At 72.4% G+C, this 19,932-nt stretch carries 17 protein-coding genes; 4 read left to right on the top strand and 13 right to left on the bottom strand.

Annotation, left to right across the window (positions count from 1 at the left end; all coding sequences use genetic code 11):
* Positions 1-21 precede the first annotated feature (21 nt).
* Positions 22-1,101, bottom strand: coding sequence for an ABC transporter permease subunit (locus ACIQFY_RS14440; RefSeq protein ID WP_326496950.1), 1,080 nt, complete (start codon positions 1,099-1,101; stop codon positions 22-24).
* A 5-nt stretch (positions 1,102-1,106) separates the two neighbouring features.
* Positions 1,107-2,246: an extracellular solute-binding protein gene (locus ACIQFY_RS14435; protein ID WP_326496951.1), complete on the bottom strand. Its 1,140-nt coding sequence runs from the start codon at positions 2,244-2,246 to the stop codon at positions 1,107-1,109.
* Positions 2,247-2,550: 304 nt separating this feature from the next.
* Here ACIQFY_RS14435 and ACIQFY_RS14430 point away from each other — a divergent pair, with 304 nt between their 5' ends.
* On the top strand, positions 2,551-2,988 hold the full coding sequence (locus tag ACIQFY_RS14430) for a YdeI/OmpD-associated family protein (RefSeq protein ID WP_400340685.1): 438 nt from the start codon (positions 2,551-2,553) through the stop codon (positions 2,986-2,988).
* A 141-nt stretch (positions 2,989-3,129) separates the two neighbouring features.
* Here ACIQFY_RS14430 and ACIQFY_RS14425 read toward each other — a convergent pair whose 3' ends face one another.
* From ACIQFY_RS14425 to ACIQFY_RS14385, 9 genes are all read right to left on the bottom strand, one after another.
* Positions 3,130-4,023, bottom strand: coding sequence for an NAD(P)H-hydrate dehydratase (locus tag ACIQFY_RS14425; protein WP_400340684.1), 894 nt, complete (start codon positions 4,021-4,023; stop codon positions 3,130-3,132).
* Positions 4,004-4,744 (bottom strand): histidine phosphatase family protein, encoded by a 741-nt coding sequence (locus tag ACIQFY_RS14420; RefSeq protein ID WP_400340682.1) that lies wholly within the window; start codon positions 4,742-4,744, stop codon positions 4,004-4,006. The genes ACIQFY_RS14425 and ACIQFY_RS14420 overlap by 20 nt, the downstream gene beginning before the upstream one ends.
* 70 nt (positions 4,745-4,814) lie before the next feature.
* Positions 4,815-5,780, bottom strand: coding sequence for a hypothetical protein (locus ACIQFY_RS14415; protein ID WP_400340681.1), 966 nt, complete (start codon positions 5,778-5,780; stop codon positions 4,815-4,817).
* A 390-nt stretch (positions 5,781-6,170) separates the two neighbouring features.
* Complete coding sequence (locus ACIQFY_RS14410; protein WP_400340679.1) at positions 6,171-9,299, bottom strand: alpha-mannosidase; 3,129 nt, start codon at positions 9,297-9,299, stop codon at positions 6,171-6,173.
* Between the two features lie 61 nt (positions 9,300-9,360).
* Positions 9,361-10,260 carry a carbohydrate ABC transporter permease gene (locus ACIQFY_RS14405; protein WP_400340678.1) on the bottom strand — a complete coding sequence of 300 codons (900 nt, stop codon included), beginning with the start codon at positions 10,258-10,260 and terminating at the stop codon, positions 9,361-9,363.
* A 2-nt stretch (positions 10,261-10,262) separates the two neighbouring features.
* On the bottom strand, positions 10,263-11,213 hold the full coding sequence (locus ACIQFY_RS14400; RefSeq protein WP_374109582.1) for a carbohydrate ABC transporter permease: 951 nt from the start codon (positions 11,211-11,213) through the stop codon (positions 10,263-10,265).
* A 103-nt stretch (positions 11,214-11,316) separates the two neighbouring features.
* Positions 11,317-12,681 carry an extracellular solute-binding protein gene (locus tag ACIQFY_RS14395; RefSeq protein WP_066656825.1) on the bottom strand — a complete coding sequence of 455 codons (1,365 nt, stop codon included), beginning with the start codon at positions 12,679-12,681 and terminating at the stop codon, positions 11,317-11,319.
* Between the two features lie 360 nt (positions 12,682-13,041).
* The gene (locus tag ACIQFY_RS14390; protein WP_066656827.1) at positions 13,042-13,884 is read right to left on the bottom strand and encodes a PhzF family phenazine biosynthesis protein; all 843 of its coding nucleotides are present in this window, start codon (positions 13,882-13,884) and stop codon (positions 13,042-13,044) included.
* Positions 13,885-14,001: 117 nt separating this feature from the next.
* Positions 14,002-16,545 carry a lamin tail domain-containing protein gene (locus tag ACIQFY_RS14385; RefSeq protein WP_400340675.1) on the bottom strand — a complete coding sequence of 848 codons (2,544 nt, stop codon included), beginning with the start codon at positions 16,543-16,545 and terminating at the stop codon, positions 14,002-14,004.
* Between the two features lie 160 nt (positions 16,546-16,705).
* On the opposite strand from ACIQFY_RS14385, the gene ACIQFY_RS14380 reads away from it, so the two are divergent.
* Positions 16,706-17,134: a hypothetical protein gene (locus ACIQFY_RS14380; RefSeq protein ID WP_209685343.1), complete on the top strand. Its 429-nt coding sequence runs from the start codon at positions 16,706-16,708 to the stop codon at positions 17,132-17,134.
* A 165-nt stretch (positions 17,135-17,299) separates the two neighbouring features.
* Here the strand turns inward: ACIQFY_RS14380 and ACIQFY_RS14375 are convergent, their stop codons facing one another.
* Positions 17,300-18,550 (bottom strand): ROK family protein, encoded by a 1,251-nt coding sequence (locus ACIQFY_RS14375; protein WP_400340673.1) that lies wholly within the window; start codon positions 18,548-18,550, stop codon positions 17,300-17,302.
* A gap of 98 nt (positions 18,551-18,648) precedes the next feature.
* Here ACIQFY_RS14375 and ACIQFY_RS14370 point away from each other — a divergent pair, with 98 nt between their 5' ends.
* Both ACIQFY_RS14370 and ACIQFY_RS14365 read left to right on the top strand, forming a co-directional pair.
* A complete protein-coding gene (locus ACIQFY_RS14370; RefSeq protein ID WP_066656837.1) occupies positions 18,649-19,104 on the top strand; it encodes a GNAT family N-acetyltransferase in 456 nt (151 codons plus the stop codon).
* A 6-nt stretch (positions 19,105-19,110) separates the two neighbouring features.
* Positions 19,111-19,491, top strand: coding sequence for an MGMT family protein (locus ACIQFY_RS14365; RefSeq protein ID WP_066656839.1), 381 nt, complete (start codon positions 19,111-19,113; stop codon positions 19,489-19,491).
* Between the two features lie 4 nt (positions 19,492-19,495).
* Here ACIQFY_RS14365 and ACIQFY_RS14360 read toward each other — a convergent pair whose 3' ends face one another.
* Positions 19,496-19,918: a DUF805 domain-containing protein gene (locus tag ACIQFY_RS14360; protein WP_209685342.1), complete on the bottom strand. Its 423-nt coding sequence runs from the start codon at positions 19,916-19,918 to the stop codon at positions 19,496-19,498.
* Between the last annotated feature and the right edge of the window lie 14 nt (positions 19,919-19,932).

The raw sequence follows: 19,932 nt of genomic DNA, 5'->3' as shown, positions 1-19,932 counted from the left end.
GGCGGACCGAGGGGATGGCGGTCACCGCTGCCACCGCGCAGCGCGACGCTGGAGCAGCGAGTAGGCGCCCATCACGACCGCCATGACCACGACCATGCCGAGGGCGAGCACACCCGCGACGTTCTGCAGACCGATGATCGTCTCGCTGGTGAGCTGCGCGCGGATCGTCAGCGGCACGATGCCGCCCTGCGAGATGAGTGCCGCCGCGGTGGCGAACGACGAGAACGCGTTCGCGAAGAGCAGGAGCAGCGACCCCCAGAACGCCGGCGCGAGCACGGGCAGGGCGATGCGCCGCCATGAGGTCGCGCGCGAGGCGCCGAGGGTGGCGGCGGCCTCGCCCCACTGGGGCTTGACGCCCTCGAGGGCGGGCATGAACGTGAGGACCATGAGCGGCACCTGGAAGTAGACGTACGGGATCACGAGACCGGGGACGGTGTACAGGAGGGTCCCGTTCGCGTTGAGGTCGAGACCGAAGGCCGACACCAGCCAGGTGGTGACCAGTCCCTGCGCGCCGATCGTGGCGATGAACGCGAACGCGAGCATCACGCCGCCGAACTGTGCGAGGACGCTGGCGGCGGAGTCGATCATCGAGCGGACGAGCCCGTCGGGCCGGAGCGCGGCGAGCGCCCAGCAGACCAGGGCACCGACGACGGCGCCGATCACGGCCGAGACCGCGGACAGGCCGAACGAACCGGCGAACGCGCGGAGGACGGACGGGTCACGGAGCGCTGCGAGGTTCGCGAGCGTGAACCGCCCGTCGCCGGTGGAGAACCCGCTGCCGACCGCGATCACGGCGGGGACGGCCAGGAAGAGCAGGACGTACGCGGCGAACGGGGTGAGGCCGAGCCAGGCGAGGCCGGGGCGGCGGCGGGCCCGGGTCCCGGTGCGACGGGCGGCGGTGGCCGCATCGGCGCCGGACGACGCGACGGGGGCCGCTGCCGCGCTGGTGGCGGCGGGGACCGGGACTGCCGTGCCCGCGCCCGTACCCGTACCCGTGCCCGCGCCAGCGCCCACGCCCACGCCCACGCCCGTGCCCGTGCTCACGCCCGTGCTCGCGCCCGGGATGAACGCGCTGCCGCCCGGCGCCGATGCGGTCGTCATGCTGCTCAGGACCCCATCGTGGCGGACCACTTCGCGGCGAGGACCTTCGCCGCGTCGGTGACCTGCGCGTCGGTCAGCTCGACGTAGTCCTTCGGCATCCCGCCTGCGGCCTGCAGGGCGTCCTCGTCGACCTTGCCCGACTGCTCCATCGCCGCGAGGGTCGACGGGAAGGCGCCGGCCTGCAGGTACAGGTTCTGGGCGTCGGGGCTCGCGATGTACTCCTGCCACAGGCGTGCCGCCGCGGGGTGCGGTGCGTCCTTGTTGATCGCCTGCGAGTAGTACGAGCCGAGCGCCTGCCCCTCGGGGACGACCGTCTTCCAGTCCTGGTTGCCGCTCGACCCGGCCGCCGGGCCCCAGGCGAGGTTGTTGTACGACCACTGGATCACGACGGGCGTCTCCCCCGAGGCGACCGTCGCCTGCGTGGGCAGCACGTTCTGGAAGTTGCCGGCCTGCTGCAGCTTGCCGAAGTAGTCGACGCCCTTCGTGATGTCGTCCGCCGACCCGCCGTTCTCGAGCGCGGCGAGGTACACCGCGGACGCCGCCTGGTTCGCCTGCGTCGGGTCGCCCGCGATCGAGACCTTGCCCTTGTACTCGCTGCCGAGCAGGTCGTCCAGGTCCTTCGGGGCCTCCGTGATCTTCGACGAGTCGTACCCGATCGACATGAGGCCCGTGTAGTCGCGGGTCCACTTGCCGTCCGCGTCCTTGAGCGTGTCCGGGATGTCCGACCAGTTCGCCACCTTGTAGTCGGTGAGCAGGTCGAGGTTCTGCTGCATCACGGCGTTGCCGAGGTCGAGCACGTCGGGGGCCGTCGACTGGCCCTGCTGCGACTTGACGGCGGCGACCTCGTCGGCGCTGGAGCCGTTCGGGTTGGCCGAGTTGATCTTGATGTCGTACTTCTGCTCGAAGCCGTCGATGATCTTGCCGTAGTTCGCCCAGGTCGGCGGGAGGGCGATGACGTTGAGCTGCCCCTCGGCCTTCGCGGCCTTGATGAGGGCGTCCATTCCGCCGGCCGACTCGGCGCTCGTGGCGGTCTTCCAGTCGGTGTCGCTCGACGTCGACGCGCTGCTCGTCGCCGAGCAACCGGCCAGGGTGACGACTGCTGCTGCGGCCAGGGCGATGCCGGCCAGGGTGCGGGTGTGCTGCACGGGGTGTGCCTTCCGGGTGCTGTGGGGATTCGGGTGTCCGGGGGTCCGGCTTCGGCACGATCGTGGACGCGCCCGGTTTCGGGGTCGTGCTGCGGCGGTGAACGGTGGCGGAACAGCGGGTACGGCTGTACGGTTTCGCTGCCGGGGACGGTCCCCGGCGAGGGTCGATCGCGGCGGGCTCGACGTCCGGTCGCGCGTCCTGCGCTCGACCGGTACGACGCACGGTCGCGTCGGTCGCGTCGGTCGCGTCGGCCGCGTCGGCCGCGCGGGTGCGGTCACGACCGCGGACAGCCGGGAGGCACGGGTGCAGTTCACGACGACGGTCCTGCAGGCGAGGAAGACGGCCACCGGCCTGCCCGTCCCCGAGGAGGTCATCGACGCCCTCGGCTCCGGGAAGCGCCCTGCCGTGGTGGTCACGATCGACGGCGGCTACACCTACCGGTCCACGGTCGGGGTGATGGGCGGGCAGTTCCTCGTGCCGCTGTCGGAGGCGCACCGCACCGCAGCGGGGATCGGCGCCGGGGACACCGTCGAGGTCACACTCGAGCTCGACACCCTGCCGCGCACCGTCGAGTTGCCCTCCGACCTGGCGGCGGCGTTCGACGCGGCCGGGGTCCGTGCGGCGTACGACACCCTGTCGGCGTCACGGCAGCGGGCACTCGTGGACCCGGTGCTCGCGGCGAAGGCCCCGGAGACGCGGCAGCGCCGGATCGACAAGGCCGTGGAGGCGTTGCGCGGGTAGGCGGGTGAGCGGCCGTTCCGCGCGTAGGAGGTCGTTCCGCGCGTAGGAGGTCGCTCCGCGCGTAGGGAGCAGGAACTTCCCGCTGCCCATGCGCGATTGCGCCTTCCAGGTCGGATGCGATGGGCTCGAACGAGCTACGGATCAGCCGCCGAGCTCGACCAGGACCCGCGGGATCTCGGTCAACAGTTCGCTGGCGAGGTAGCCCAGTGGCCCGACCTGCACGGCGAGGCGGTCACCCGCGGCGGCGTGCACGTACGACGCCCAGGCGACGGCCTGTGCCGGCTCGGCACCGCGGGCGAGCAATCCGACCACCACACCCGACAACACGTCGCCGCTGCCGCTCGTCCCGAGCCCTCCCGAGCCGGTGCCCTTCACCCAGGCACGGCCGTCCGGCGCCGCGATGACGTCGGACAGTGCGACCACGGCGCCGTACCGCTCGGCGATCTCCCGGGCGTCGGTGACGTCGTCGTCCCCGCAGTCCCGACCGAGCAGCCGCTCGGCCTCGCCGCTGTTCGGCGTGAGGACGAGACGACCGTGCAACGGCCTGAGCCGGTCCTCGACGTCCGCCGCGACACCGAGCGCGAAGGCGTCCAGCACGACGAAGGTGTCCGGACCGACCGCGTCCGCGATGCCCGCGACGAGGTCCCGAGCACCGTCCGGTTCGTCCAGCCCGGGACCGACCAGCACTGCGTCGGCAGCACCGGCCGTGTCGAGCACGGCGTCGATCGCGCCGACGGCGATGTGTCCGCCGTCGTCCTCGGCGAGCGGGACCACACCCGACTCGGGCACCGCGACCGCGACCTGGTTCGCCACGCTCGACCCGACCGCCAGGGACAGTCGGCCTGCTCCGACCCGCAGTGCGGCGAGCGCCGACAGCATGGCGGCACCTGGGGTGTGGGCAGCGCCGCCGATGACGAGGACCTGTCCCCGGCCGTACTTGCCGGCGCCGGGGTCGGGCAGCGCCCACTCGCGGAGGACGTTCGGTGTGATGTGCTGCGGTGCTGCAGGCTCCTGGTCAGTCGACACGGGCGTCATCCTTCCGGCCACTGTGCTCGGTGACCTCGTCGTCGTCGAGGTGCCCGACGGCGGAGAACTCCTCGAGCGTCCAGGGGGCACCGGGCCCGTCGCGGTGCAGTCGTGTCAGGGAGGCGTTCGCGACCGTGTGGTCCTCGGCGAACGCCATGAGGGCGTGTTCGTCGAGGTCGAGGCAGACGGCGACGGCGAGCATCACCACGGCGTCGTGCGCGGCGACGAGCAGTCGTTCGGTGCCCTCGAGCCGGTCGACGTCCATCAGCACGGTGCGGAGGCGGAGCATCACGTCCGCCCAGGACTCCCCGCCGGCGGGACGGTGGTAGTACTTGCCGAGCCACTGTCGTCGGCGTTCCTCGTCCGGGTACCGGTTCCGCACGCCGTCACGGGTGAGCAGGTCGAGGACGCCGAGCTCCCGGTCGCGCAGCCGCTCGTCGACGCGCTTCGGCGGCTCGGTCAGCCCGCCGGCCTCGAGAGCGATGCCGATCGTCTGCTGCGCCCGGCGGTACGGCGAGACCCAGAGGGCGACCGGGACGTCGTCGACGCCTCGGTCGGCGAGCTCCTGCCCGAGCGCTCGGGACTGTTCCTCCCCCAACGGACTGAGCGGGACGTCGGCGTCGCGGTGGTCGACCTCGATGACGTCCGCGCCCTCGGCTTCGGCTCTGGCGGCGGCGACGTTCGCGGTCGACTCGCCGTGCCGGACGAGCCAGATCTCGGTGACAGCCATGGACGCGACGCTAACCGCGGGCCCCTGGACCGCCTCCCGGTCCCGACCTCCCCGCCGAAGGATGTCCTGGTCACATCGTCAGACCGCGCGCGCTGCGGACCGGTCGCGCTCGGCAGGGCAGCCCCGCAGCCCGCAACCGGAACGAGAGTGCGTCGAGGTCCCACAGGTCTCGCCACTCGAGACGGACGATCGCGCGGACGGCCGGCACGGCACTCAACCGCTCGTGTCGGCGTTTCTCGTCGACGATGACCTGAGCTGCGGTCCTTCCGTTCCGGTACCGCTCCTGCGAGTACTTCACCCGTCCGTCGACCTCGACGATCACCCCTTGCTCCGGGAACCAGAAGTCGACTTCGTGACGATGCCCGTCCACGTCGAACCGTTGCTGCAGGACCGGGGCCGGCAACCCGAGTTCCCAGAACACCACACGAGCAAGCGACTCCGCCGGTGACCCTGACCGAGGATCGGCGAACTCGATCGAGCGAGCGGCGAGAGCTCGCCCTCGGTGGTGGGGGAGCCCGCCCAGAGCGCGGTGGACGTCGCCCTTCCGCAGCCCCTGCCGCAGTGCCGCGTCGGCGAGCACGACCACGGTTCGCACATCTCCCTGCAGTGCGACGTCGGCGACGGTCCTCGCGACGGACGTGAACCGCAAGCCCGCGTGGCCGATCACGTCACCTGGTTGCACGGGTCTGGAGTGGAGGACGAGACCCTTCGTCCCGCTGCGGTACTGGGTCTTGGGAACGGTCAGGTGCACGTCGTCCGGCCAGCCGTGGAGCCACGGCAGCCCGTGCACCGCAGCAGCGGACACGTGCGAGCCCACTGCTGCCACGCTCCGACGACCGAGCCTCGCGAAGACCCGGGTCACGTAGCGGCGTCGAGGCCCTGCAGCGTCCCACTCCGTACCCCGCACGAACGCGTTCGGTCCGACGCGCACGAGTCGGTCGGGACCGTCGTCGGCTGCCCGGCGGCGGAGCGTCGCTCCGGAACGTCCGGCGTCGTTCGTGCAGGTGGCTCGGTAGATGGCGAGGGGCACTTCCATGTCTCCCACCGTGGCAAAGGGCGGGACTGCACAGGCCAGCATGCCCGCACGATGTGGACGAGCCTCCCGACCGCTGCGTCTGTGCAGGACGTTCCTTCGAGCCCATCACACGCGCAGTACGAGGCAGGATCGCGCATGGGGAGCGGGAAGGAACGGTCCCCTTTGCGCGATTCGGTCTCCTACACGCGGATCGGCCTTCTACGAGCGGGAGGCCAGCACAATCCAGCGCGGCGCAGCCTGGCCCAAGCGCGACGCGGCGCCGGGGGAACGCACCCGTGCTCCCCCGGCGCCGCTGTCTCTCTGCCGGCCCCGCTGCCTCGGGCCCAGCGCCGCCGCCCCGCTGCCTCGGGCCCAGCGCCGCCGCCCCGCTGCCACGGGGTCGGCGTGGCCTCAGGCCCGCCGCACCCGCAGCGTGACGATCTCGAACGGGCGCAGGGTGAGCACGACGGGTTCCCCGGCCGCCCACGTCCCCGAGCCGAGCGGCCGCTCGAGCAGGTCCACGGCCTCCACCGAAGCGACGTCGAACCCGAACGACACCCCGACGTCCGACGCCCGACCGCCCGAGGCCTCGTAGAGCCGCACGACGACGTCGCCGGAGCGGTCCTCGGCGAGCTTCACGGCCTCGACGAGCACCTGCGGCGAGGACACGACGACCAGCGGCGACACGTCGGCCGACCCCGACCCCGGCACGGACCGCACCGGCAGGTTGAGCCGGTACCCGGAGTCCGCCGCGTCGAGCACGGACTCCCCGACGCGCAGCACCGTCCGGAAGAGGTGGTGCCCCTGGTCGGCGTGCGGGTCCGGGAACGTCGGCGCGCGCAGCAGGGACTCCCGCACCAGCGTCGTCGTCCCGCCGTCGGCCCGGGTCGAGCGGGTGATGTCGTGGCCGTACGTGGAGTCGTTCGCCACCGCGACCCCGAAGCCGGGCTCGGCGACGTGCACCCACCGGTGCGCGGCGGTCTCGAAGCGCGCCATGTCCCACGAGGTGTTCTGGTGCGTCGGCCGGTCGATGTGCCCGAACTGGATCTCGCTCGACGCGACGGACGCCCGGACGTCGAGCGGGAACGCGAGCTTGAGGAGCTTCTGCTGCTCGTGCCACTCGACCTCGGTCTCGACGTGCAGCTCCGGCTGCCCGGCGACGGCCGAGTACCGGGTGGTCACCGACGACGAGCCGAAGGGACGCGTCACGACGAGCGCATCGCCGACCACCTCGACGGAGGCCGCCGCCAGCACGGTCCCGCTGCGCTGGTAGGCGCGGTCGATGTCCCACGCCTCCCACTGGTTCGGGGTGTCGCGGAACACCGTGTACTGCGCGGCGGCAGCGCCGGGCGCGATCGCGTCGCGTCCGGTCGCGTGGTCGACGAACGACACGACGTGGCCCTCCGCGTCGACGGTCGCGGTGACGACACCGGTGCCGAGGACGAAGCGGTCACCGCTCCGGACGGGAGGCACGGCCTCCGTCGCCGACACGGCGGAACCCCCCAGGGCGGTCACCCCGCCCGCTGCGACCGGCGAGGCGTTGAAGCGCACGACCGTCCCGCCCTCGGCGCTGCCCCCGGTCCCGGCGGCACCCGGACCACGCGGAACGTCGAGCGGCGCCCCACCGTCCCCGGCGAAGGCGGTCGCCGACGCCCCGACCCCGGCGAGCGCCGGCGCACCACCGCTCGCGAGCGCGGTCGTCGAGGCACCGATGAGGTCCTCGAGCACCTCCGCCACCCGCGCGTACTCGGCCTCGGCGTTCTCGTACACCCAGGCGATCGACGACCCCGGCAGGATGTCGTGGAACTGCTGCAGGAGCACGGTGTGCCAGACGGACTCGAGCTCGTCGTACGGGTACTCGGCGCCGAGTCGCACGGCCGCGGTGGCCGCCCAGAGCTCGGCCTCGCGGAGCAGGTGCTCGGAGCGCCGGTTGCCCTGCTTCGTGCGGATCTGCGACGTGTAGGTGCCGCGGTGGAACTCGAGGTACATCTCCCCCGACCACACGGCGGGCTCCGGCAGGACGCGCTCGAGCTCCTCGAAGACCTGGGCGGGGGTGCCGAGGTCGACCCGCGGCGAGCCGTCGAGGTCGTGCTGGCGCCGTGCTGCCGCGACCATCTCGCGGGTGGGTCCGCCACCGCCGTCGCCGAACCCGTAGAGCAGCATCGACGTGTTCGCGACGCCGCGCTCCTTGTTCCCGCGCTCGCCGCGGTGCAGGTCGGCCGCCGAGACGTCCGAGTTGTAGGTGTCCGCCGGGGGCAGGTGCGTCAGGACGCGCGAGCCGTCGATGCCTTCCCAGTGGAAGGACGTGTGCGGGATGACGTTCGTCTCGTTCCACGAGGGCTTCTGCGTGACGAACCACTTCGACCCGGCGGCGCGGACGATCTGCGGCAGGGCTCCGGTGTAGCCGAACGAGTCGGGCAGCCAGGCCTCGGGGGTGTCGATGCCGAACTCCTCGAGGAAGAGCCGCTTGCCCGCGACGAACTGGCGGGCCAGGGCCTCACCGCCGGGCAGGTTCGTGTCCGACTCGACCCACATGCCCCCGACCGGGATCCACCGCCCCTCGGCGACGCGCTGCTTGATGCGCGCCCAGATCGACGGGTAGCCGTCACGGATCCAGGCGTACTGCTGCGCCGACGAGCAGGCGAAGGTGAAGTCGGGGTCCTGGTCCATCAGGTCGAGCACGTTCGAGAACGTGCGCGCGCACTTGCGGATCGTCTCGCGGACGGGCCAGAGCCAGGCGGAGTCGATGTGGGCGTGCCCGACGGCGACGGCGCGCCCGGCGGACCCGGCCGCCCCCACGGCGAGCAGCGGCGCGAGCACCTCGCGGGTCGCGGCAGCGCTGCCGGCGACGTCGTCGGGGTCGAGGGCGTCCGCCGCACGTTCGAGCCCGCGCAGGATGTCTGCGCCCCGGGTGCCGTCGGTCGGCAGCTCGGCCATGAGTCCGCGGAGCACCCAGACGTCCTGCTGCAGCTCCCACACGGTGTCGTCCCGCTCGACGAGCTCCAGCGCGCGCAGGCGGTAGATCGGCTCGGTGCCGGCGGTGGTCTTCGAGCCGAGCGGGGTCGCCCCCTGGAAGTCGTCGCCGCCGATGTCCGGGTTCGCGGCGGCCTCGACGTAGACCTCGAACGTGCCGCCGGGGCCGACCTCGACGGGCACGGTGTCGTTCCGCGGTTCGATGCCCTTGATCGTGGAGCCGTCGGTGCGCCAGGCGAGCCCCTCGGCCTGGAACCCGGGCTGCCGCTTCGAGAAGCCGAGGTCCACCCGGAGCTCGACGGTGGTGCCGGGGTCGACGCCGAAGTCCTCCGGCACGGTGCCGCGGACGCGGAACCAGGTGGTCCCCCACGGCCGCGCTCCCCAGGCGTCACCGACGCGGAACGGCGTGTACTCGGCTGCGACGGCCTCGGCGAACGGCACCGGTTCGTCCGGCACCTGCCAGGCGTCGACGGTGACCGGCGCCGAGCGACGGTGCACGGCGGGGTCGATGCGGTCCCGGACGAGACGGGCGATCCGAGCTTCGACGAGGGGTTCGTCGTGGTGCATGGAGGTGGTTCCTTTCCAGCAGGGACGGTCGGGCGTGGTGCCCGGCGAGCGTGGGGCGCGGTCAGCCCTTGATGCCGCCGGCGAGGGCGTTGCCCCCACCGAGGCCGCGGGACACGAGCACGTAGAGGGCGATGACCGGCACGGAGTACACGATCGAGAACGCGGCGAGCTGCCCGTAGGCGACGGCCCCGTTCTGCCCGAAGAAGTTGAAGATGCTCACCGCGGCGGGCACCTTGTCGGGCGAGAGCAGCAGGACGAAGGGGACGAAGAAGTTCCCCCACGCCTGGATGAACACGAAGATGAACACGACGGCGATCCCCGGACGCATGAGCGGCACGACGATGCGCGTCAGCGTGGTGAACATCGAGGCGCCGTCCGTCCACGCCGCTTCCTCCAGCGAGATCGGCACCGAGTCCATGAAGTTCTTCGCCATCCAGATCGCCATCGGCAGGCTCGTGGCGGCGAGGAAGAAGATGCAGCCGTAGATGTTGTCGATGAGGTTGAGCGACACGAACAGCGCGTAGACGGGCACCATCATCGCGGTGATGGGCAGGCCGGTGCCGAACAGGATGCTGTACAGGAACGGCTTGTTCACCCGCATCTTGTACCGGGACAGCGGGTACGCGGCGAGGAGCGCCGCGACGACCGTCACGACCGCGGTGCCGCCGGAGAGCAGCAGGCTGTTCGCGAGCGGGATGAACGACAGCTCCGGGGTGAGCACCTGGGTGAAGTTGTCGAGCGTGAACTGCGACGGGATCTTCACGGACAGCGAGGCCTGGGCGTCGACGGAGGCGAGCACGAGCCAGAGCAGCGGCACCGCGAAGCACACGGCGATGACGAGCAGGACGATGTTCGACACCCAGCGGAGGGTGCGCCCCCGCGGAGAGGTCATGTGCAGGGCGCCCGGCGCGGTGACGGACCGGGTGACGTCGGACACGGGACGGTCAGCGGTGAGGGCCATGGTCAGTCCACCTCCGGCTTCAGTGCCTTGATGTAGATGATCGAGAAGACCGCCCCCACCACGAGCAGGATGGTCGCGATCGCGGTCCCGAAGCCGAGCTGCGAGAACTGGAACGCCTCCTGGTACGCCAGGATCGGCAGGGTCGACGAGTTGGTGCCGGGTCCGCCGCCCGTCATCACGAAGATGAGGGTGAAGACCGACAGCGTCTGCAGTGTCGTGAGCATGAGGTTCGTCGAGATGGACCGACGGATCACCGGCAGCGTGATGTAGACGAGGCGCTGCCAGCCGGTGGCGCCGTCGACCTCGGCGGACTCGGTGATCTCCTCGGGGACCTCCTGCACGGCCGCGGAGTAGACGAGCATCGAGAACGCGGTACCGCGCCAGACGTTCGCCAGGATGACCGCGATCATCGGGTACGTGTAGAGCCAGTTCGGCCCGCTGATCCCGATGGAGGCGAGGAACGAGTTGAGCGTGCCCTCGTCGTGGAAGAAGGCGTACGCGGCGAACGAGGCGACGATCTCCGGCAGGACCCACGCGGCGACGACGAAGGTTCCGACGACCGCGCGGACGAGCTTGTTCGCGCTGCGCATGAGGAGCGCGAGACCGAGACCGAGCACGTTCTGCCCGACGACGGCGGACGCGAGCAGGAACACGATCGTCAGGACGACGGACTTCGGGAAGTCCGGGTCCTGGAACAGCTCGACGTAGTTCTGGAACCCGACGAACTGCTGGTTCGCGGCATCGACGCCGGTCAGGGCCGCGTTGGTGAACGATCCGTAGAACGACGAGATGACCGGCCCGAGCAGGAAGATGACGAGGAGGACCACGGCGGGCAGGAGCGGGACGACCCGCGTCGCGTTCCGGAGGGGCCGCCGCTTGCGCGGCACGGGTGGTTCGGTGCGCTTCGGCGCGCCGGGCGCCGACAGCGTCGGCGCGAGAGGGGTGCTGGACACGTGGATGCCTTCCGGGTGCGGAGGGGTTCCGAAGGTGGGGTGGGTCGGACGGGAGGCGCGGTGCACGGGGTGATCCGCGCCTCCCGTCCATCAGACGGTCACGTCACTGACCGGCAGCGACGGTGCCGTCCTTGCCGACGACGCCCTCGACGGCCTTGTCGTAGACGGCTGCGGCCTCGGACGGCGACTGCTGGCCGGTCATGACGGACTCCATCGCGACCTGGATGGCGTTCGACACCTGCGCGTACTCGCTCGTCGCCGGGCGGAAGTTGGTGTGCTCCACCAAGCCGGAGAAGAACTCGAACGTGGGGTTGGCGCCGGTGTACTCGGGGTCCTCGGCGACGTCCTTGCGGACGGCGATCTGGCTGTTCTCGGCGTCGTACTTGATGGAGCCGTCCTTGTCGAGGAACATCGTGATGAAGTCGAACGCGGCCTGCGGGTCCTTCGACTTCGCACCGACCGAGAGCGTCCACCCGCCGGACATCGAGTTGTACCCGGGCTCCTGGCCGTTCTGGGTCGGGAAGGGCGCCTGCCCCATCACGTCGTTCCACTCCTTCCACGGAGCGGTGCCCGTCTCGAGCCACGTGCCCGACTGCCACGAACCGTCGAGGTCGATGGCGAGCTTGCCCTCGGGCAGCCACGTCTGCGTGATCGTGGTGCCGATGTTCGTGTCGAGCGCCTGCTGCGGGGTGGGGCCGAGGTCGCCCTGGTAGACGTCCTCGATGAACTGCAGCGAGTCCTCGAACTGCTTCGACCCGACGACCCACTTGCCGTCCTGGTAGAGCGTGTTGCCGTCACCGTCCGCGCCGTAGAGCAGCATCTCGAAGCCCTGCATGGTCGAGGCCTCGCCCTGTGCCTTGCCGGAGTAGATGTTGAACGGGATGACGTCCGGGTCCTGCTCCTTGATGGTCTTCGCCGCGGCGAGCACGTCGTCCCAGGTCTTCGGCTCCCACGGGACCGGCAGGCCGACCTTCTCGAAGATGTCCTTGTTGTACCAGAGCGCGCGGGTGTCGGTGCCCATCGGGACGCCGTAGATCTTGCCGTCCTCGCCCTCGCCGGCCTGCTTGGCGTTGTCGTAGAACTGGTCCCACTCGTCCCACTTCTCCGTGTACTGGTCGATCGGCAGCAGGTACCCGGCGTCGGCGTCCGCCTTGATGCGGAAGGTGTCCTCGTAGATGACGTCGGGAGCGGTCGCGGGGGCGCGGTTCATGAGGGCGAGCTTCGTGGCGTAGTCGTCCTCCTGCGCCTGGATCGGGACGAGCTCGACCTTCTTGCCGGGGTTGGCCTTCTCGTACTCCTGCTTGACGACCTTCATCTGGGCGTCGAGCTGCTGGAAGGCACCGAACTTCTGGTAGGCGATCTTGATCGTGTCGCTCGAGGCAGAGCCCGAGCTGGAACAACCCGCCAGCCCGACCGCGGCGGCTGCCACGGCTGCGAGTCCGGCGATGATTCGGGTGCGGCGTTTCATCGGTGCTCCTTTGCACGGGATGTCCGCGGGCTCCGTCACCCGCGCGCAGGATTAGTACAACGGATGGACTTATTCGTGTCAAGCACTTTCCGTCACGGGTCGGCAACGGCCCCGCGGGCGCGGGGTGGTCCCGTGCGCGCCGGGGCCCGCGGCGTCCGCGCGGGCTCGAAGCTGTCGCGCGTGCCCGGTCGGAGCGGGCGTACCTGGTCGGAACGGGCGTACCTGGTCTGCCGGAACGACCAGGTACGCCCGGAAGCGTCAGGCATCGCGGGCGTCAGGGGAAGGAACGGGCGCCCGAGCATCGCGGGCGTCAGGGGGAGGAACGGGCGCCCGGCGTCGCGCGCAGGCGGTGCCGCCGGGTCAGGCGATGGGGGTGGCGCCGCCGGTCACCGTGATGCCGCCGGACTCGGGCACGTCGACGAGCAGCACGCTCGGACGCCCGACGTGTCGACCCTGCCGGATCACCACGCGTGCCCCGGGCGACACCGCGCCGACCGCGCGCAGGTACGCACCGGTCGAGGCCGCCGCCGAGCCCGTCGCCGGGTCCTCGGTGATCCGGCCGGCGGGGAAGAGGTTGCGCGCCTCGAACTCGAGCGGACCCGTCCGGTGCAGGACGGTGACGGTGCCCTCCCACCCGTACTCCCGCTTGAGTGCGGCGAGCGCGGCGGGGTCGAAGCGGAACTGGTGGAAGAGCTCCACGTCGGCGAGCACGACCACGGGGTGCCGGTTGCCGGCGGAGGACTCGAGCACGGGGAACCCCTCGGCGACGTCACCGTCGACGAGCCCGAGCACGGCGGCGAGCCGCTCCCACCGGACGGGATCGATCGGACGGGTCGACGGCTCGACGCTCGTCATCGCGACCTGGACACTGCCGTCGGGTGCGGTCGTGGCGTCGACCGCGATGTCCCCCGCGGCCGTCGAGAACACCCGGGCCCCGGTCCCCTCGCGCTCGGCGAGCACGACGGCGGTGGCGACGGTGGCGTGTCCGCAGAAGGGGACCTCGGCGGCCGGCGAGAAGTAGCGCACCCGGGCGCCGTCCGGCGTCCGCGCGACCACGAAGGCGGTCTCCGGGTACGCCACCTCCTGCGCGACCGCGAGCATCTCGTCGTCGGTCATCCCCTCGGCGTCGAGCACGATCCCCGCGGGGTTGCCGCCCCCGGGCTCGGCGGCGAAGGCGGTGTAGCGGAGGACCTCGGAGCGCATCCCCCGACGCTACCGCGGAGCCACCGACGCCATCGCGGCGCTGGGACGCCATCGCGGAGGCACCGACGCCCCCGCCGTCCGGTGGGACGACGGGGGCGTCGGTCGGGTCGTGCAGCGTCAGGCCGGCGAGCCGACCGTCCGACGACGGCGTGCCACGAGGACACCCGCACCGGCTGCCAGGAGCAGGAGCGCCGCGGCGATCCCACCGCCCAGCTCGGCACCGGTGAACGCGAGCGACCCCGTCGCGGGTTCGATCGTGATCCCGGTCCACCCGAGCACCGTGCCGTCAGACGCGACCACCGCGATGCGGTGCTTCCCTGCCGGGACGTCGGCGGGGACGGCCACCGTCACCGTGCCGTCCGCGGCGACGACCGGCGTCCCGAGGAGTCGTGGCTCGGAGAACAGCCAGACCGCGACGCGCTCCCCGGCGTACCGCGTTCCGACGTCGATCGTCAGCGAGCTGCCCGCACGGACGTTCGACGGCGCGGAGACCGAACCGCGGTTCCCGTCGACGAGCGCCGAGACGTCCGGCGCGACCGGAGCCGCGGGCGCCGCCGGACCCGGAGCCGTCGGGCCAGGAGTCGTCGGGCCAGGAGTCGTCGGGACCGGGGCCGGGCTGCTGCCACCCGTGCCCGGAGCCGGGGTGCTGCCGCCGCCGTCACCCGGCGGGGGCGTCTCCCCGCCACCGGGCGCAGGCGTCTCCCCGTCACCCGGAGCAGGAACCCCGCCGTCGCCGTCGCCCGGCTCCTCCACCGCGTCGCACGGGTACGTCCCGGCGCGCAGCGAAGCGCCGTTCGTGTCGTTGTCGTCGGCGTAGAAGGTCGCCCGAGCACCGTCCACGCAGCGCCCCGAGATCGCGAAGCCCTCGTTGGCGAGCGTCCGGTCGGCGTTCGCCGGGGCCTCGTACAGCGTCGCGAGCGTGAACGCCCCGTCCTGCACGTCGAACAGCGCGGTGCGGCCGGAGCACGCCTCGTCGCACACGACCCAGAGCGCGTCGAGCGTCGGGTCGAACTGCACCTCGGCGACGAGTGAGAACGGCGTCGCGATCGTGGCCACGCGCTGGGACGAGCCGTCGTCCATCAGCGCGTAGGCGTACACGCTCGCCGTGCCCTCGACGCCGACGAGGAAGAGCCCCTCGCCGTGCCCCGGGTACGCGGCGGGCGCGTAGGTCGCACCGGTGTGCTGGTCGACGAACCCGCGGGACGTCAGCCACGCGTCGGGCACCCAGGTCACGCCCTCGAGCCCGGCGTTCGCGCCCAGGCCCGGGAAGTCCGCGGCGAGGTCCCACTCGTCCGTGGCGCGCAGGACCGACTCGGAGCCGTCCGTGGTCGCGAAGCGCAGCACGGCGGGGCGGCTCACCTTCGACACGTCGTTGTCGCGCTCGGTCGACACGTACACCGCGCCGGGGTCGTCGGCCGTGACGGTGACGCCCTCGGCGTCGGGCGTCCCGGTGCCGTCGGCGTACCGCAGGTCGACGCCCGCGGTGTTCGTCGGAGCCCAGCCGCCCCGGCCGTCCCGGCCGTCCGGGACGAGGTGGTACAGCAGCCCGTCCCCGTTCTGCACGGCCCAGAGCTGCCCGTCCTGCGAGGAGGCGGAGGACGTCCAGTCGAGGCCGCTCAGGTCACCGGCGAAGGTGTCCTCGGCGTCCAGGACGGTCTCGTCCGGGCCGCCGGGCCACGCCTCGGCGGTGACGACGCCGGCGAAGCGGTTCGTCGAGCCCTTCGTCGGCTCGGCCGTCTCGGCGAACACGCCGGTGCCGTCGGGGTTCCGGCCGTACGTGGTCGCGGCGTGCGCGGTCCACGAGTACCCGTCGACCAGGACGCCGCGGGCATCCGAGAGCCGCACACCGTCGGCCTTCCCGAGCCCGAAGCCGAACCCGGCCCCGGTCCCGGCCCCGGCCCCGGCCCCCGGAGCGGTACCGGAGTCCGCACCGGCCTGCGCCTCGTCGAGCACGGTGAACCCGCCCGGCGGGACGGTGGTGCCGGCGGGGACCGTCCAGGCGTGGTCGTCCTCGCCGTCCCGCAGCACGTACCCGCCGAGGTCGACCGTGGTCGTCCCGACGTTCGTCAGCTCCACCCAGTCACCCGGGGTGCCACCCTGCGACTCGACCTCGTTGATGCGGACGGGCGACGAGCAGTCGTTCGGTCCGCCCTTCGTCGACGCGGTCGTGTCCACGAGCGTGCCGGAGCCGTCCGGGCAGCTGCCGTACGTCACGGCGGCGTGCGTCGTCCACGCGTACCGCAGCGTCAGCGTGCCGGAGGCGTCGTACAGCCGCACCGAGTCGGCACCGCCGAGCCCGAAGTCGAAGCCCGACCGGGTGGTGGTCTCCTGGTCGACGACGAGGTACCCGCCGGCGGCGATCGTCGAGCCCTGCGGCAGCGTGTACGCCGTGTGCGACGAGTCGGAGTCGAGGAAGCGCCAGCCGCTCAGGTCGATCGCGGCGGACGAGGTGTTCACCAGCTCGACCCAGTCGGTGTCGTCGGCGTTCGACTCCACCTCGTTGATCGCGAGCCCGGTGGCGGGGCCGGTGGTGACGCGGGCGCCGACGGTCGGGTCGTCGTCACCGACCGCGGCGACGGCGGGGGTCGCGGTCAGCACGCCGGCGGCGAGGGCGATGCCCGTCGCGAGGCCGGCACCGAGCCGCAGGGCGGGGGTGTGCATGCAGGGTCCTTCTCGGGGAGGTCAGGGGGACCTGCACGACTGTTCAGCATCCCGGCGTCCGGCCGGTGGCTGCCGGGTGAACGACCGGTGCCGCGTCCTCCCAGCAGGCGTCAGGAGGATGGGAGCGACCACGCGAGCGCGTTCGGTCGGAGAGGGAACCGTGACGGACGACACCAGCAACACCGCACTGCAGTCGATGATCGAGCGTGCCGGGCAGATCACCGCCGAGGAGGCCGAGGCGCTCGACGTCGTCTGGAAGGCCGACGAGCAGATCGTGGTGCCGGAGGCGAGCGCCTCGCTCGCGATCCAGGGCGGCGCCGACGGCCGGATGGTGACGAACGCCGACCTGCTGGCCGCGTGGAAGCACGCACTCGACGCCGCCGGCGAGGCCGGTCGCGTCGACGAGATCGAGGCGGCGCAGGAAGCCGGCAAGGCCGTCAAGCACGGCGGTGCACACCTCCGCGACCGCGCCGGGGCCGAGGAAGCGGTCCGCTCGGCGGTCCTCGCCACCGGCGTCCGCGACCTCCTGACGGACGAGGAGTACGACACGCTGACGGCGGCGTGGCGGAGGGTGCTCGGCGCGGCCTGACGGGACGTCGTCGGACGGGAGGCGCGGGGCGGACCGTCACCGTGCCTCCCGGTCGACGGACGACCGGACGGGAGGCGCGGGGCGGGCACGCCCAGGGCCTCCCGTCCGGCACGCGGTCACCGGCGGGTCGTCGGCCAGCCGCTCCTGTCGACCCGCGTCGACGGGTCAGCGGCGGATGAGCAGCGCGCTCGCGCGCGGTGACAGCGCCGCGTCGAGCACGAGGCACGCGGCGCCGACGGCCGCCACGTCCGCACCCCGCCCGCTGTCCACGACCGCGATCGGGTGCTTCGGGACGAGCAGCGGCGACCCCGTGATCGCGGCCCGCGCCGCCGGCAGGGCGACCGGGGCGATGCGCGACCAGAACGGTCCACCGAAGACCACGCGGTCGACGTCGAGCAGGTTGACGATGACCACGACGGCCCGGCCCATGACGGTCCCGGCGTCCGCCGCGAGTCCCGAGGCGACCTCGTCGCCGGACGCGATCGCCTCGCCGAGGGAGTCCCAGGCCCGCTGCACGGCGGTGACGTCGCCCGCCGGAGCAGCGCCGGGCAGCCGGAGCCCGCGTCCGCGCGCGACCTCGACCAGCCGTGCCGGGGCGACCGCGGCCCCGACCTCACCCCGCGGACCGGAGCCGTCGGGGGTCCCCGCGAGCGCCCCCTGGTCGACCATGATGTGCCCGGCGTCGCCCGCGTTCGAGCCGGTACCGCGGACGGGTTCGTGGTCGACGACGAGCCCGACGCCGAAGCCCGTCCCGAAGTAGACGAAGGCGAAGTTCCGCGCCGAGGACTCCCCCGCCAGGAACATCTCGCCGACGACCGCCGCGGTGACGTCCTTCTCGAGCAGCACCGGGAAGCCGGTCGCCTCGGCGAGCGCGTCGCGCAGCGGCACGTCCCGCCAGCGGGGCAGGAACGGCGGGTCGAGCACGACGCCGGCGTCGACGTCGATCGGCCCGGGGCTCGCGATGCCGACGCCGAGCACGCTCTCCGCCGCGACACCGGCGTCCGCGACGAGGCCGTCGACGGCGGTCGCGATGGTCCGGACGACCTCGGCGGGGTCGTCCGCGGAGGGCGTCGACGTGGTGGTCTCGGCGACCACGCTGCCGGCGAGGTCGAGGAGCACGTACGTCACGACCGCGGGGTCGACGTGCACACCGACCGCGTACCGGCTCGTCGCCTCGAGCCGCAGGATCGTCCGGGGCTTCCCACGGCCGGCGACCACGGTGCCGGACTCGACGATCATGCCGGCCTCGATCAGGAAGCGCGTGACGTTCGACACCGTCTGGGCGCTCAGGCCCGTGCTCGCGGCGAGCTCCACACGGCTCAGCCCGTCGGGCGAGCGGCGGACGGCATCGAGCACGACGGTGCGGTTGAAGCCGCCGATCGACGGCAGGTTCGCCCCGCGCCGATGCTCCGCCATGCCGCGACCCTACCGCCGCCCGTGCGCACGCAACGGTGCTGCAACGCTTCGCACGTCGTCCTGGCACCCGGACGGGGTGCACCGCTACCCTGAGCGGCATGACGGACCTCCGCCTCGAAGCCCTCTCCGCGTCGACCGCCGCCGCGGCCAACTCGCTGACGCTCAAGCCCGGGCAGGAGCAGTTCGTCCAGCCGACGACGTACGGCGTCGCCGAGTCCGACGTGAAGCCGAGCTCGGCGTGGACCCGCGTGGTGCTCGACGGGGACCGCGTGGTCGGGATGATCATCGGCACCTTCGACGAGGACAACAACGAGGAAGAGCTCCGCAGCGCGATCTGGCGCGTCAACGTCGCCGCCGACGCGCAGGGCCGCGGTGTCGGCCGCTTCGCGGTGCACGGTCTCGCGGACGAGGCCCGGAGCCGCGGGTTCGAGCGGCTCACGGTCGTGTATGAGCCGGGCGGCCACGGCGGCCCCGAGGCGTTCTTCCGCGCCCTCGGGTTCGAGGTCGTGCGTGAGACGCAGTACGGCGACCACTACGCCGTCCTCGCGCTCTAACCGGGCGTGGACGGAGCCGAGTCCGGACCCGAGCCGGACTCCGGGGCCGAGCCGGACTTCGGGGCCGCCGTCGCCGAGGTGGTCCGGCTGATCCCGGCGGGACACGTCATGACGTACGGCGACGTCGCCGCCGTCCTCGGGTCGCGGGCCGCTCGCGCCGTCGGCACGGTGATGGCCCGCGAGGGCGCCGACCTGCCGTGGTGGCGCGTGGTGCGCGCCGGCGGACTGCCGCCCGTCCGGCACGAGGCGCGGGCCCTCGAGCACTACCGTGCCGAGGGCACGCCGCTCGTGGAACGGTCGTCGGCTGCGTCGGGCTCGTCGGCCTGGAGGATCGACGTGCGTCGGGCGCGCTGGTCACCCGCCACAGACGCCGACGACCCGTTCTGAGCGCTCAGTCGAAGCGCGAGCCCTTCGGGTTCGGCGGCAGCAGGAACATCACCAGCAGCACGAGCGAGCCGATGCCGACGACCACGTGCAGGAACTGCCAGAAGCCGGACAGGTTCGCGTCGTGCAGCCGACGGGCACCGAGGGCGAGCGACCCGATCAGTGTGGCCAGGCCCCAGAGCACGAACAGGTACGAGCCGACCGGGTTCTCGAGCACCGGGGTCCCGGGCGTGAACACCTGCGGGACGAGCTGGAGCACGAGCCCGATCACGGACGACGTCAGCCACCACCACCAGGCCTCGGAGCGGGAGGCCCGTCCGGTGAACACGGTGTACTTCCGCCAGAACCGTCGGACCGCCTCGGCGAAGGGTGCCCCGTAGAAGGGGTCGCGCAGGGCGACGCCGCCGGGCTGCACGCTGTCGTTGCTCATGGAGTCAGCAAACC

The sequence above is a fragment of the Curtobacterium sp. NPDC092190 genome, from assembly GCF_044755625.1.
Lineage (GTDB): Bacteria > Actinomycetota > Actinomycetes > Actinomycetales > Microbacteriaceae > Curtobacterium.
The sequence above is the reverse complement of the archived record's forward strand: the minus strand, read 5'-3'. Positions and strand labels throughout refer to the sequence as shown.

Excerpts from the sequence above, each read along its gene's own strand:
- ACIQFY_RS14440 (WP_326496950.1), bottom strand. The coding sequence starts at position 1,101 with ATGACGACCGCATCGGCGCCGGGCGGCAGCGCGTTCATCCCGGGCGCG.
- ACIQFY_RS14425 (WP_400340684.1), bottom strand. The coding sequence starts at position 4,023 with ATGACGCCCGTGTCGACTGACCAGGAGCCTGCAGCACCGCAGCACATC.
- ACIQFY_RS14420 (WP_400340682.1), bottom strand. The coding sequence starts at position 4,744 with ATGGCTGTCACCGAGATCTGGCTCGTCCGGCACGGCGAGTCGACCGCG.
- ACIQFY_RS14415 (WP_400340681.1), bottom strand. The coding sequence starts at position 5,780 with ATGGAAGTGCCCCTCGCCATCTACCGAGCCACCTGCACGAACGACGCC.
- ACIQFY_RS14410 (WP_400340679.1), bottom strand. The coding sequence starts at position 9,299 with ATGCACCACGACGAACCCCTCGTCGAAGCTCGGATCGCCCGTCTCGTC.
- ACIQFY_RS14405 (WP_400340678.1), bottom strand. The coding sequence starts at position 10,260 with ATGGCCCTCACCGCTGACCGTCCCGTGTCCGACGTCACCCGGTCCGTC.
- ACIQFY_RS14395 (WP_066656825.1), bottom strand. The coding sequence starts at position 12,681 with ATGAAACGCCGCACCCGAATCATCGCCGGACTCGCAGCCGTGGCAGCC.
- ACIQFY_RS14390 (WP_066656827.1), bottom strand. The coding sequence starts at position 13,884 with ATGCGCTCCGAGGTCCTCCGCTACACCGCCTTCGCCGCCGAGCCCGGG.
- ACIQFY_RS14385 (WP_400340675.1), bottom strand. The coding sequence starts at position 16,545 with ATGCACACCCCCGCCCTGCGGCTCGGTGCCGGCCTCGCGACGGGCATC.
- ACIQFY_RS14375 (WP_400340673.1), bottom strand. The coding sequence starts at position 18,550 with ATGGCGGAGCATCGGCGCGGGGCGAACCTGCCGTCGATCGGCGGCTTC.
- ACIQFY_RS14370 (WP_066656837.1), top strand. The coding sequence starts at position 18,649 with ATGACGGACCTCCGCCTCGAAGCCCTCTCCGCGTCGACCGCCGCCGCG.
- ACIQFY_RS14360 (WP_209685342.1), bottom strand. The coding sequence starts at position 19,918 with ATGAGCAACGACAGCGTGCAGCCCGGCGGCGTCGCCCTGCGCGACCCC.